Source organism: Nocardiopsis sp. CNZ308 (assembly GCF_004217075.1).
Genome location: NZ_SHKJ01000001.1, coordinates 1,436,716 through 1,449,390, shown reverse-complemented (window position 1 = coordinate 1,449,390; position 12,675 = coordinate 1,436,716). Strand labels below are relative to the sequence as shown.

Genomic DNA, 12,675 nt, shown 5'->3' with positions numbered 1-12,675 from the left:
GCCGCCCCCGCGGGCCGCCGCGGGAGGTCCGCGTCGTTTCCGGACCGCCTCCGGGGCCGCGGCCGGCGGGGGCGGTGCGGCGCGAGGCGGCGCAGGCGGTCTCCAGTGCGCTGACCGGCGCTTTCCGGGGTCGGCGTCCGGATCCGTGCCCCCGGGCCCCCGAGGGCGGTCTGGAGGGCCGGACGGGCGCCCCGCCGCCGGGGCGGACCCCTCGTCGGCGTCCGCGCCGAGGCAGCCCGGCCAGCGGGTTTCTCTGGGGGCTTGTCCGGACCGGGGCGGGAATCGCGGGCCATGTTCGGAGTCGTCGGCGAAGCCATTAGACTTGACCGAGTGTCCCCGTGCCCAGGCGGAGCCCTAAGAAGGCTGCGTTCGGAAGGCGGGCAGGGGTGCGCGACGAGCGTTCCCGGGCCGGGCGGGTCCGGTGGCGGCTCGCCGGGCACGCCTGGAACCAGGGCGGTCGCGTCCCTGCCTGAGGGCAGTCCCCGCCGCATTCCCCGCCGAGGGCGGGAATCGTTCGTGCTACTGGAGCCGTGTTCCCCGTTCTGCGGGGTTGAACCCGAGGAGTTTTGTCGTGTCCGAGGTACGTATCGCTGCCGAGCCCCGCACGGAATTCGGCAAGGGCGCCTCTCGTCGCGCCCGCCGCGCGGGTAAGGTGCCGGCCGTCCTCTACGGCCACGGCACCGAGCCCCGCCACCTGAACCTGCCGGGCCACGAGCTCATGCTCGCCCTGAAGACCCCCAACGTCCTGATCCGCCTCGACGGCCTGGACAAGGACAACCTCGCCCTGCCCAAGAGCGTGCAGCGCGACGCCATCAAGGGCTTCCTGGAGCACATCGACCTGCTGGTCGTCTCCAAGGGCGAGAAGGTCGAGGTCGAGATCCCGGTCAACCTGATCGGTGAGGTCAAGGCCCCGGGTGTGCTCAACCAGGAGCTCGTCACCGTGGCCGTCGAGGCCGAGGCCACCCACATCCCCGAGGGCGTCGAGTTCGTCATCGAGGACCTGGAGATCGGCGCCAACCCGACCGCCGCCGACATCAAGCTGCCCTCCGGCGTCACCCTGGCCACCGACCCCGAGGCCATCCTGCTCACCGTCTCCGCCCCGCGCGTGGAGGAGGAGCCGGAGACCAGCGAGGAGGCCTCCCAGGCCGCCGAGGGCGACGAGGGCGCCCAGGAGGCCGCCGCCGAGTAGGCGGCCGCAGGCCACACACGACGACGCGCGGTCTCCCGACAGGGGCCGCGCGTCCGTCGTGTCAGCCGCCGTCCCGGTAGGGTCGTGCCCCATGGGCAACTGGTGGGGCAGGCTGTTCGGCGGCAGGGGCCCCGGCGCGCGGAGCGCCGGGGGCACAAGCGTCGGCGGAGAGAACGAGGACATGGCCGATACCGAGCGCTGGCTCGTCGTGGGGCTGGGCAATCCCGGGCCCAAGTACGCCGGGAACAGGCACAACGCCGGGTTCCTGGTGGTGGAGGCGCTCGCGGGCGGCGAGCGCTGGAAGGCGCACAAGGCGCACGCCGAGGTGGTGGAGACCCGCCTGGACGGCGTCCCCGTGGTGCTGGCCAAGCCGCGGAGCTTCATGAACCTGTCGGGCGGCCCGGTCTCCGGCCTGGCCCGCTTCTACAAGGTCCCGGTCGAGCGGATCGTCGTGGTGCACGACGAGATGGACATCGACTTCGGCGCGCTCAAGCTCAAGAAGGGCGGCGGGCCGGGCGGGCACAACGGCCTGAAGTCGATGACCGCGTCCCTGTCCAGCCCGGACTACATCCGCGTGCGCTTCGGGGTGGGCCGCCCGCCGGGCCGGATGGACCCGGCCGCGTACGTGCTCAAGGACTTCTCCTCCACCGAGCGCGCCGAGCTGGACCTCAACGTCGAGCGCGCCGCCGACGCGGTGCGCACGGTGCTCACCGACGGCCTGGGCCGGGCGCAGAACATCTACCACACCGCAGCCTGACCCCCCGGGGGGTCAGGCTGCGGCACCCCGCCCGCCGGCGCGGGAACGCCGACGGGCGCGGCGGCGGGGGCGCGGTACCCGGCTACCGGCCGCCGCCTGCCCAGGGCGGGCGTCCCCGCCCGTCGTCCCCGGCCTCCCCCAGGAGTGACCTCAGGGTGAAGTAGGCGGGCTTGCGGTCGAAGTCGCCGTCCATGACGGTCGCCGCTCCCTCACCCTCGAAGAACACCGGCACCCACGAGTACTTGTCGGTGAAGCCCCAGATGGTGAAGGAGTCGCAGCCCTCCACCCCGAGGCAGGCCTCCAGCGCCCGGCCGTAGTAGTCGGCCTGCCGCTCCAGCTGCTCCCCGGTCGGCTCCCCGCCCCCGGGCACCTCCATGCGCACGTCCACCTCGGTCAGCGCCGTGCCCAGGCCGAGGTCGTCGAAGCGCTGGAGGTTCTCCTCCAGACCGGACGGGAATCCGTACCGCATGCTCAGGTGCACCTGGGCGGAGAACCCGTGCACCGGCACGCCGTCCGCCAGCAGCTCCTGGACCAGCGCGTGGTAGGCGTCGCTCTTGGCGTTGACGTCCTCGACGCCGTAGTCGTTGAAGTACAGCTCCGCCGACGGGTCGGCCTCGTGCGCCCAGCGGAAGGCGTCGGCGATGATCCCCGGCCCGAGCTCGCGGATCCAGATGTTGTCCTCGGTGCGCAGCCGCCCCGACTCGTCGAAGATCTCGTTGGCCACGTCCCACTGCGAGATCCGGCCCTCGTAGCGGCCGACGACGGTGGTGATGTGGTCGTGCAGGATCTCGCGCAGCTCCTCGTCGGTGAAGTCGCCCTCCTCCAGCCAGTCGGGGTTCTGGCTGTGCCACAGCAGGGTGTGCCCGCGCACGTCCTGGCCGTGGCGCTCGGCGAAGTCCACGATCCTGTCGGCCATCCCGAAGGCGTACTCGCCCCGCTCGGGGTGGATGTACTCCCACTTCATCTGGTTCTCGGGGGAGACCGAGCTGAACTCCCGGGCCAGGATCCGGCGGTACCGCCGGTCCGAGGTGAAGGGGTCGGGGTAGTCCTGGTCCACGTGGTGCCCGCCGCCCGCGACGGCGGTGCCGATGACCAGGCCCTCGGGCGCGGCCCAGCGCAGCGTGCCCGGCTTGGCGTGGCGGGGGTGGTGCGGCGACCGGTGGCCGTCGCCGTGGTCGTGCCCGGGGGCGGCGGCCGCGGGTGCGGCCAGGGGGACCGCCAGCGCCGTCGCGGCGAGGACGGCGGTGACGAGGCGGAGCGGCTTCATGGGGGGATCTCCGATCTGGCGACCGACGGAACTTCCGGAAAGTTCCGTAACATGTGAGGGTCAATGGACCCTAGGTCGCCGCCGGGCGCAGCGTCAAGATCCCGTCTCGGCGCTGTCGCCCCGCCAGCTGTGCTCGTACTCTGGGTGGGCACGAAGGAGGACCATGCCCGACACCCCGTCCCGAGACGTCACGATCTCCGCCATCGCCGAGGAGGCGGGCGTCTCCGCGCCGACGGTCTCGCGCGTGCTCAACGGCAGGGGCGACGTCGCCCCCGCCACGCGCGAGCGCGTGGAGAGCCTGATCCGCGCCCACGGCTACCGGCGCCGCGGAGGTCGGCCCCGGGAGCGCGTCGGCCTGCTCGACCTCGTCTTCAACGACCTGGACAGCCCGTGGGCGGTCGAGATCATCCGCGGGGTGGAGGACGCCGCGCACGAGAGCGGCACCGGCATCGTGGTGTCGGCCATCCACCGCCGGGTCAGCTCCACCCGCCAGTGGCTGGAGAACGTGCGCTCGCGCGCCACCGACGGGGCGATCCTCGTGACCACGGACCTGGACCCCGAGCTGCGCGAGGAGCTGCGGGAGCTCCACGTGCCCGCCGTGGTCGTCGACCCGGTCGGCGTCCCGGACCTGGACACCCCCACGGTCGGCGTCACCAACTGGGCCGGGGGCCTGAGCGCGACCGAGCACCTGATCCACCTCGGCCACCGGCGCATCGCCTTCGTCGCCGGGCGCCCCGAGCTGTGGTGCAGCCGGGCCCGGCTCGACGGCTACCGGGCGGGCCTGGAGACGGCCGGGCTCGCGGTCGACGACGAGCTGGTCGTGCCGGGGGAGTTCGGCTACGAGTCCGGCTTCCGGGCGGGGGAGCGGCTGTTCGACCTCGCCGATCCGCCCACGGCCGTGTTCGCGGCCAGCGACCAGATGGCGCTGGGCGTCTACGAGGCGCTGCGCCGCCGCGGCCTGCGGGTGCCCGCCGACGTCAGCGTGGTCGGCTTCGACGACCTGCCCGAGGCGCGCTGGTCCTCGCCGTCCCTGACCACCGTGCGCCAGCCGCTGTCGGACATGGGCAGGCTCGCGGTGCGCACCGTGCACCGCCTGGTGCAGCGCGAGACCATCGAGAGCCCGCGGGTCGAGCTGGCCACCGAACTCGTCGTGCGCGACAGCACCGCCCCGCCGCCGTGAGCGCGTCCGGGGGAGGGCGTTGACACCCCGGCGCGGCGCTCCTTAGGCTGATTTAACCGGAATCTTCCGGAAGTTTTACGGGCTCCGCGCCCAAGGGGCCGGTGTGACCACCGCCCCCGACGGACGCGCGGCCGTGTCCTCTCCGTCCTACCCGCCCTCGGTCGCGCCCGGGGCGCCGCGGCTCCCGAGGCCGCCCGCCCGGCGCGCACGCCCCCCACCTCCGAGGAGAAGACCATGTCCCCCACCCGCGCCCGGAGAGGCATGGCCGTCGCCATGGCCGGCACACTGCTCCTGCTCGGCGGCTGGAACGCCACCGCCGCCGCCGATCCGGAGCCCGACGCCGGGAACTGGGTCGGCACCTGGGCGGCCGCGCCGACCGCCGCGCCCGCCACCGCCACCCCGGTCCTGCACGACGAGACCGTCCGGCAGGTCGTGCGCACCAGCGTCGGCGGCGACCGGCTGCGGCTGCGCCTGACCAACGAGTTCGGGGAGAGCGCGCTGCGCGTGGGCGAGGTGCACGTGGCCCTGCGCGCGGGCGACTCGGGCACCGACATCGACCCGGCCACCGACCGCACGGTCACCTTCGGCGGACGTACGTCGGTGACCGTCCCGGCGGGCGCCCCCGTGGTCAGCGACCCGGTGCCGCTGGAACTGCCCGCCCGCTCCGACCTGGTCGTGAGCGTCCACCTGCCGGAGGAGACGCCGGTGACCACCCTGCACGCCTCCTCCTTCCAGGAGAACGTGGTGGCCGCGGGCGACGTCACCGGCGACACGTCCGTCGAGGCCACCCGCACGCTCACCCAGTGGCACTTCCTGTCGGGGGTCAGCGTGCGCTCGCGCACGCGGCTCGCCGACGCGGTCGTGGCCCTGGGCGACTCCATCACCGACGGCTCCGAGACCGAGGTCAACGCCAACCACCGGTGGCCGGACCTGCTCGCCCGGCGCCTGCCGCACACCGGCGTGCTCAACGCCGGGATCGGGGGCAACCGCCTGCTCCACGACCCCAACCCGCCCGAGGGCAGCGACGCCGAGGACTTCGCGGCCTTCTTCGGGCAGAGCGCCCTGCGCCGCTTCGACCGGGACGTGCTGGCGCACCCGGGCGTGGGCCACGTCGTCGTCCTGCTGGGGGTCAACGACCTGGGCCACCCCGGCACCGTGGCCCCGGTGTCGGAGACCGTCACGGCCGAGGAGGTCATCGGCGCCCACCGCCGGATCATCGCCCGCGCCCGCGCGGCCGGGCTGCGGGTCTACGGGGGCACGATCCTGCCGTTCAAGGGCGACACCCTCGGTTTCCACACACAGGAGAACGAGGCCAAGCGCCAGGCGGTCAACGCGTGGATCCGCATGAGCGGGGAGTACGACGCGGTCATCGACTTCGACGAGGTCATGCGCGACCCGGCCGACCCGCTGAGCCTGCTGCCCGCCTACGACAGCGGCGACGGCCTGCACCCCAACGACGCCGGCATGGCCGCCATGGCCGACGCCGTACCGGCCCGGCTCTTCCGTCCGGACCGGCAGGGGTGACCGGACCGGGAGGGGGCCCGCCTCAACCGCGTACCAGGCGCCAGAAGGCCAGCGCGGCCTCCTGCGGCGCGGCGGCCCTGTCCGTCCCGTCCGCCTCTGCGGGCCCCCCGACGCCGACCCAGTCGGCGATCACACCGACCAGAGCCCCCGCCACGTAGGCGGCGTGCGTGCGCACCGGCACGTCGTCGAACCCGGGCGGCCGCGCCCCCCGCGCGAACCGCGCGGCCAGCTCCTCGGCGAGCCGTCCCCGCAGCCGGTTCGTGAAGCGGGCGCTGCCGTGGTCCGACAGCATCCGGCGGTAGAGCACCGCGCTGTCCGCCACGTGTCCGAACAGGTCCACCAGCGGCCGCGGCGCCCGGTCGCGGGGCGCGTCCAGCGGGCACAGCGCCGCGCAGCGTGCCACGTGAGCGACGGCGCTCTCCATGGCGTCGGCGACCAGCGCGTCCAGGTCGGCGTAGTGCTGGTAGACGGTCGCGCGGTTGACCCCGGCCCGCCTGGCCACGGTGGAGATCGTGACCGGGCCGGACGGGCTCTCCGCGGTCAGGGACAGCAGGGCGGCGCGCAGGCGCTCGCGGGTGCGCTGGACGCGGGGGTCGTCGGGGTTCACGGAGGCAGTATACGACACCTGTCTTTCACGGACACCTGTTGTTTAAGCAACGAATGTCGTTTATGTTGTCCCCATGAGGATCGAGATCTGGGCCGACACGGTCTGCCCCTGGACGTACATCGGCAAGCGGCGCCTGGAGCGGGCGCTCGCCGGGCTCGACGACGCGCTCCGCGAGGAGGTCGAGGTGGTCTGGCGCCCCTACCGGATCGACCCCGCCGCCCCGGCCGTGGCCGAGCCCCTGGAGCCCCTGCTGCGCGATCCCCTCGTGGACACGGCTCTGCGGGCCTGCGCGCCGGACCTCACCCCGGCTCGGAACCGCGTCCGCGTGGCCGAGGTCGCCGCGGCCGAGGGGCTCGGTCCCCGCTGGGGCGCGGCATGGAGGGTCAGCAGCCACGACTCCCACCGTCTCCTGGCCCTGGCCCTGGAGGTCGGCGGCCCCGGACTCCAGGACGCCGCAGCCGAGGGCGTCCTGCGCGCCCACTTCACGGTGGCTGAGGACATCGGTTCCGCCGACGTCCTGGACCGTGTCGCCCGCGAGGCCGGGTTCCCCGACGGCGGCCGACTCCTGGCCGCGGGCGCCGGGGAGGAGGCGGTCCGCGAACTCCTCCTGCGGGGCAGGGCCGTGGGCGTGCGCACCTCCCCGACCCTCGTGGTCGACGGCCGGGCCCTGGAGGGCGCCCAGCACCCCGACGCGATCCGCGACTTCCTGGCCGGAGCCTCCGGGCGCGCCCCGCGCCGACTCCCAGAGGAGGTCGAGCGCTTCCGCCAGGCGGAGTCCCTGCTGGAGCGGGGTGACCCCCTCGGCGCGCTCACCCTGCTCCGGCCGATGCTCGACGAGCACGCGGCGGACCGGAACGTGCGCCTGCTCGCGGCCCGCGCCTACTACCGTTCCGCGCAGCTGGGCCGCGCCCGCCGAACGCTGGAGGTGCTGGTGGCGCGGAGCCCGGACGACGCGTACGCGCGCTTGCTCCTGGGCCGCACGCTCCAGCGGCAGGGGGAGAGGGGACTGGCCGAGCCGCACCTGCGCCTGGCCGGTGCCATGGTCCCCGGGTACGTCTGAACCGGCGCACGTGCCGTCTGCGCGCCCACCGGTGTCCCCATCAGGTCACCCCTGCGTGACCGCACGGACCTCGGCACAGACACATTCTTGTGTTGAACAGGCCTCCTTACCCAACAAGCCGCAACACTGCGCGACTTTTCCACTACTTTTGGTTAATGTTCGGGGCGTTGGTCTCCGCGCCCGGCGCACCTGCCCCGCTCACGTCCTCAGAGTGCTCTCCCACGGCGCGCGGAGCTATGCCGTGTGAGCTGCAAGAGTCGTGGGTCTTGGGGGAGTGTACGTGGTCACAACCAGCCGGACGAAGACCGTCCACGAACAGTCGACGCGGATCGTGGTCGACCCCGGTGCCCCAGGGGTCCCGGGAATCCCAGGAACCACGGGCGCCACCGGGCGGCGCGCGGCGGTCCCCTCCGGCGGCGGAACCAACGGCGCCTGGGTGCGTCCCTATGTCGTCAGCCTGGTCGGCCTGGACCTGGCCGCCGCCCTGACGGCCGCCCTCAGCGGCACGGCGGTCCGCTTCCCCTCCGCCCTCGGAACCGTCACCACCCTGCCCTACCTGGCCCTCTCCCTCCTGCTGCCCCCCGTGTGGGTCCTCTTCGTCTACCTGGGCGGCGGCTACGCCCGCCGCTTCCTGGGCGTGGGCACGGAGGAGTACCGCCGCGTCGCCACGGCCGGGATCGCCCTCGCCGCCGCCGTCGCCGTCGGCGCCTACGCCCTGCGCTTCGACCTCGCCCGCGGCTACGCGCTCGTCACCCTGCCGCTCATCCTCCTGCTCACCCTCGGCCTGAGGTACGCGCGCCGCAAGGCCCTGCACCGGCGCCGCGGTTCGGGCCAGTGCATGAGCGGGGTCGTGGTCGTCGGCTATCGCGTGGCCGTCCGCGACCTGGTCCGCCGGTTCCGCGGCGAGGTCTACCACGGCATGCGCGTGGTGGGCGTGTGCCTGCCCCAGGAGGAGGTCGCCCCCGGTCCGGGCGCCGACGAGGTGGAGGGCTGTCCGGTCCTGGGCACCTTCACCGGCGCGGCCGAGGCCGCCGCCCTGGCCGGGGCCGACACCGTCGCGGTCCTGGCCTGCCCGGAGATGGACGGGGCCGAGCTGCGCCGCCTGGCCTGGCGGCTGGAGGAGACCGGCACCGACCTCATCGTCGCCTCCGCGCTCATGGACGTGGCCGGACCGCGCACCTCCATCCGGCCGGTCGCGGGGCTGCCCCTGCTGCACGTGGAGCACCCCGAACTGGTGGGCGCGCGCCGCGTCCTCAAGGGCGCCTTCGACCGCTGCGCCGCCGCCCTGGCCCTGGTGCTGCTGTCCCCGCTGTTCCTCGCGCTGTGCGTCCTGGTGCGGTCCGAGGGCGGCGGGCCCGCCCTCTTCACCCAGACGCGTGTGGGCAGGGGCGGCCGCGAGTTCACCGTCTACAAGTTCCGTACGATGGTGGTGGGGGCCGAGGCGTTGAAGGCGATGCTCCAGCCCCGCAACGAGCACGAGGGCGTGCTGTTCAAGATGCGCCGCGACCCCAGGGTGACGGCCGTGGGGGCCTGGCTGCGCCGGTACTCGCTCGACGAGCTTCCCCAGCTCGTCAACGTGGTCCGGGGGGAGATGTCGCTCGTCGGCCCGAGGCCGCCGCTTCCGGAGGAGGTCGCCCGCTACGGGGACGACGTCCGCCGCAGGTTGGTGGTCAAGCCGGGTATGACGGGTCTGTGGCAGGTGAGCGGCCGCTCCGACCTCTCCTGGGAGGAATCGGTCCGGCTCGACCTGCGGTACGTGGAAAACTGGTCGCTGACACTGGACGTCCAGATCTTGTGGAAGACGTGGTCAGCGGTGATCCGTGGGGCGGGAGCATATTAGCCGGTGAAGAACATCCGAAACGATCATGAGGTGGCCCGCGACCTGGCCAGCGAGGCGGGGCAGCTGCTGCTGCGCCTGCGCGCCCGGCACGGCTTCGACGAGCCCGACGTCCTGCGCACCCTGGGGGACCGCACCTCCCACGAGTTCCTGTTCTCCGCGCTGGGACGGCTGCGGCCCAGCGACGCCGTCCTCTCCGAGGAGGGCGCCGACGACCCCGCGCGGCTCAACGCGCGCAGGGTGTGGATCATCGACCCCCTCGACGGCACGCGCGAGTTCGCCGAGGCCGGGCGCACCGACTGGGCGGTGCACGTGGCGCTGTGGGAGAACGGCGACCTCGTCGCGGGCGCCGTGGCGCTGCCCGCCCAGGGCAGCACCCTGTCCACGGTCGACCCGCCCTGGCTGCCCGAGGAGCGCCCCTCGGACCAGCGGCTGCGCATCACCGCCAGCCGGACCCGGCCCCCGGCCTTCGTCCAGCGGATGGCCACCCAGCTGGGCGCCGAGGTGGTCCCGATGGGCTCCGCGGGCGCCAAGATCTGCGCGGTGCTGCTCGGTATCGCCGACATCTACGTGCACGCGGGCGGCCAGTACGAGTGGGACAGCGCCGCCCCGGTGGCGGTGGCCCGGGCCTCGGGTCTGCACACCTCCCGGATCGACGGTTCCCCGCTGCGGTACAACACGGCGGACCCGCTGCTGCCGGATGTCCTTGTATGCCGATCGGAATTGTCGGGTATGTTGTTGGCAAGCATCCGCGACGGCGCGGACCTGGACAGCGCGGGTCCGCACGCGGGGGGCTGATAGGACGACCCCTCCGCCGTCGGCCCTGTCGGTATTTCTAAGGCGGATTCATGGGTCAGGCGAGTCAGCAGGCCGGACGCTACCAGCTCTCCCAGCTGGACGTCCTGGAGGCCGAAGCCATCTTCATCATGCGCGAGGTGGCCGCGGAGTTCGAGCGGCCGGTGCTGCTCTTCTCCGGTGGCAAGGACTCCATCGTGATGCTGCGCCTGGCCGAGAAGGCGTTCTGGCCCGGTGCCGTCCCCTTCCCCGTCATGCACGTGGACACCGGCCACAACTTCGACGAGGTCATCGAGTTCCGCGACCGCCGGGTCGCGGAGGCGGGCGTCCGCCTGGTCGTGGCCTCGGTGCAGGAGCAGATCGACGCGGGCAAGGTCGTCGAGCCCACCGGCCGCTGGGCCAGCCGCAACCGCCTCCAGACCTCGGCGCTGCTGGAGGCCATCGAGGAGAACGGCTTCGACGCCGCCTTCGGCGGTGCGCGACGCGACGAGGAGAAGGCCCGGGCCAAGGAACGGGTCTTCTCCTTCCGCGACGAGTTCGGCCAGTGGGACCCCAAGAACCAGCGCCCCGAGCTGTGGAGCGTGTTCAACACCCGCATCGAGCGGGGCGAGCACATCCGGGTCTTCCCGATCTCCAACTGGACCGAGCTGGACGTGTGGGCCTACATCAAGCGGGAGCGGCTGGAGCTGCCCTCGATCTACTTCGCCCACGAGCGCGAGGTCTTCGAGCGCGACGGCATCCTGCTGTCGAACTCGCCCATCATCAACCGCGACGAGACCGAGGTCCCGTTCACCGAGACCGTCCGCTACCGCACCGTCGGCGACCTCACCTGCACCGGGGCGGTCAAGTCCACGGCCGTGGAGATCGACGACATCATCGCCGAGATCGCCGCGACCCGGGTGACCGAGCGGGGGCAGACGCGGGCGGACGACCGCACCAGCGAGGCCGCCATGGAGGACCGCAAGCGCGAGGGCTACTTCTAGCGCGACCGCCGGGAGGGTCCACGGCCCGCCCCGTCCGCCGGATCCCGCACTCGTGGCGGGGTTCGGGCGCCGACACCGGCCGGGACGCGGGTCAGGACCCCACGCACCACACCGGCGACGTCCGGGTCAGCCCACTGGCACCCGCGCCGGGACCCGTTCCCCGCAGACCACACACTCCGCATTGGACCAGGCAAGCATGAGTAACGACATCCTGCGGTTCGCGACGGCGGGTTCCGTCGACGACGGCAAGAGCACCCTGATCGGCCGACTGCTGTTCGACTCCAAGTCCATCTTCGAGGACCAGCTCGACGCGGTGGAGCGCACCAGCGCCGCGCGCGGCGAGGAGCAGACCAACCTGGCGCTGCTCACCGACGGCCTGCGGGCCGAGCGCGAGCAGGGCATCACCATCGACGTGGCGTACCGCTACTTCGCCACCCCCAAGCGCACCTTCATCATCGCCGACACCCCCGGGCACATCCAGTACACCCGGAACATGGTCACCGGCGCCTCCACGGCCGACCTCGCCATCATCCTGGTGGACGCGCGCAAGGGCCTGCAGGAGCAGAGCCGCCGCCACGCCTTCCTCACCACCCTGCTCCAGGTGCCCCACCTGGTGCTGGCGGTCAACAAGATGGACCTGGTGGACTACTCCCAGGAGCGCTTCGAGGAGATCAGGGCCGAGTTCGCCGACTTCGCCACCAAGCTGGACGTGTGCGACCTGACCTTCGTGCCGATCTCGGCCCTGAACGGCGACAACGTGGTGAGCCGCTCGGAGAACATGCCCTGGTACACCGGGCCCTCCCTGCTCCACCACCTGGAGAACGTGCACATCGCCTCCGACCGCAACCTCATCGACGCGCGCTTCCCCGTGCAGTACGTGATCCGGCCGCACAGGTCGGCCGACCCCGAACTGCACGACTACCGGGGCTACGCGGGCCAGCTCGCGGGCGGCGTCCTCAAGCCGGGCGACGAGGTCACCCACCTGCCCTCCGGGCTGAACACGCGGATCGCCAGGATCGTCACCGCCGACGGCGACGTCACCGAGGCCTACTCGCCGATGTCGGTCACCCTCCTGCTGGAGGACGAGATCGACATCTCCCGGGGCGACATGATCTGCCGCCCCAACAACGCCCCCGCGGTCACCCAGGACCTGGAGGCGATGGTGTGCTGGATGACGGACGCGCGCAAGCTCACGCCGCGCTCCAAGCTCATCCTCAAGCACACCACACGCACCGCGAAGGTCGTGGTCAAGGACCTGCGCTACCGGCTGGACGTCAACACGCTGCACCGCGACGAGCAGGCCGACCACCTGTCGCTCAACGAGATCGGCCGGGTGCGGCTGCGCTCCACCCAGCCCCTGTTCGTGGACGAGTACGCCAAGAACCGCCAGACGGGCGGGTTCATCCTCATCGACGAGTCCACCAACACCACGGTCGCCGCGGGGATGGTCGTCAAGACCGACTGACCCCGGCCGGG

General features: G+C 72.9%; 11 protein-coding genes. 9 read left to right on the top strand and 2 right to left on the bottom strand.

Translation table 11 applies throughout. The annotated features are described in order from the left end of the window. Positions 1 to 571: 571 nt before the first annotated feature. Both EV372_RS06170 and pth read left to right on the top strand, forming a co-directional pair. On the top strand, positions 572 to 1,189 hold the full coding sequence (locus tag EV372_RS06170) for a 50S ribosomal protein L25/general stress protein Ctc (protein WP_071622747.1): 618 nt from the start codon (positions 572 to 574) through the stop codon (positions 1,187 to 1,189). A 91-nt stretch (positions 1,190 to 1,280) separates the two neighbouring features. After that, complete coding sequence (gene pth / locus EV372_RS06165) at positions 1,281 to 1,946, top strand: aminoacyl-tRNA hydrolase (protein WP_071622746.1); 666 nt, start codon at positions 1,281 to 1,283, stop codon at positions 1,944 to 1,946. An 82-nt stretch (positions 1,947 to 2,028) separates the two neighbouring features. Here pth and EV372_RS06160 read toward each other — a convergent pair whose 3' ends face one another. After that, positions 2,029 to 3,213, bottom strand: a complete 1,185-nt coding sequence (locus EV372_RS06160; RefSeq protein WP_071622745.1) for an endo-1,4-beta-xylanase — start codon at positions 3,211 to 3,213, stop codon at positions 2,029 to 2,031. A 163-nt stretch (positions 3,214 to 3,376) separates the two neighbouring features. Here EV372_RS06160 and EV372_RS06155 point away from each other — a divergent pair, with 163 nt between their 5' ends. Next, a complete protein-coding gene (locus EV372_RS06155) occupies positions 3,377 to 4,393 on the top strand; it encodes a LacI family DNA-binding transcriptional regulator (protein ID WP_013154989.1) in 1,017 nt (338 codons plus the stop codon). 234 nt (positions 4,394 to 4,627) lie between these two features. Then, a complete protein-coding gene (locus EV372_RS06150) occupies positions 4,628 to 5,917 on the top strand; it encodes a GDSL-type esterase/lipase family protein (protein ID WP_130395206.1) in 1,290 nt (429 codons plus the stop codon). Positions 5,918 to 5,939: 22 nt separating this feature from the next. On the opposite strand, the gene EV372_RS06145 is transcribed toward EV372_RS06150, so the two are convergent. Continuing rightward, on the bottom strand, positions 5,940 to 6,524 hold the full coding sequence (locus tag EV372_RS06145) for a TetR/AcrR family transcriptional regulator (protein WP_071622744.1): 585 nt from the start codon (positions 6,522 to 6,524) through the stop codon (positions 5,940 to 5,942). 73 nt (positions 6,525 to 6,597) lie between these two features. Here EV372_RS06145 and EV372_RS06140 point away from each other — a divergent pair, with 73 nt between their 5' ends. The 5 genes from EV372_RS06140 (at position 6,598) to cysN (ending at position 12,664) form a co-directional block, all read left to right on the top strand. After that, on the top strand, positions 6,598 to 7,584 hold the full coding sequence (locus EV372_RS06140) for a DsbA family oxidoreductase (protein ID WP_071622743.1): 987 nt from the start codon (positions 6,598 to 6,600) through the stop codon (positions 7,582 to 7,584). A 280-nt stretch (positions 7,585 to 7,864) separates the two neighbouring features. Then, on the top strand, positions 7,865 to 9,424 hold the full coding sequence (locus tag EV372_RS06135) for a sugar transferase (RefSeq protein ID WP_130395205.1): 1,560 nt from the start codon (positions 7,865 to 7,867) through the stop codon (positions 9,422 to 9,424). A 3-nt stretch (positions 9,425 to 9,427) separates the two neighbouring features. Then, the gene (locus EV372_RS06130) at positions 9,428 to 10,219 is read left to right on the top strand and encodes a 3'(2'),5'-bisphosphate nucleotidase CysQ (protein ID WP_026338425.1); all 792 of its coding nucleotides are present in this window, start codon (positions 9,428 to 9,430) and stop codon (positions 10,217 to 10,219) included. Between the two features lie 50 nt (positions 10,220 to 10,269). Then, positions 10,270 to 11,199, top strand: coding sequence for a sulfate adenylyltransferase subunit CysD (gene cysD / locus EV372_RS06125; protein WP_130395204.1), 930 nt, complete (start codon positions 10,270 to 10,272; stop codon positions 11,197 to 11,199). Positions 11,200 to 11,380: 181 nt separating this feature from the next. Then, complete coding sequence (gene cysN / locus EV372_RS06120; RefSeq protein ID WP_268742225.1) at positions 11,381 to 12,664, top strand: sulfate adenylyltransferase subunit CysN; 1,284 nt, start codon at positions 11,381 to 11,383, stop codon at positions 12,662 to 12,664. Positions 12,665 to 12,675 lie beyond the last annotated feature (11 nt).

Bases quoted from the DNA above. Each gene is read 5' to 3' on its own strand.
- pth (WP_071622746.1), top strand. From the start codon at position 1,281: ATGGGCAACTGGTGGGGCAGGCTGTTCGGCGGCAGGGGCCCCGGCGCG.
- EV372_RS06160 (WP_071622745.1), bottom strand. From the start codon at position 3,213: ATGAAGCCGCTCCGCCTCGTCACCGCCGTCCTCGCCGCGACGGCGCTG.
- EV372_RS06155 (WP_013154989.1), top strand. From the start codon at position 3,377: ATGCCCGACACCCCGTCCCGAGACGTCACGATCTCCGCCATCGCCGAG.
- EV372_RS06150 (WP_130395206.1), top strand. From the start codon at position 4,628: ATGTCCCCCACCCGCGCCCGGAGAGGCATGGCCGTCGCCATGGCCGGC.
- EV372_RS06140 (WP_071622743.1), top strand. From the start codon at position 6,598: ATGAGGATCGAGATCTGGGCCGACACGGTCTGCCCCTGGACGTACATC.
- cysD (WP_130395204.1), top strand. From the start codon at position 10,270: ATGGGTCAGGCGAGTCAGCAGGCCGGACGCTACCAGCTCTCCCAGCTG.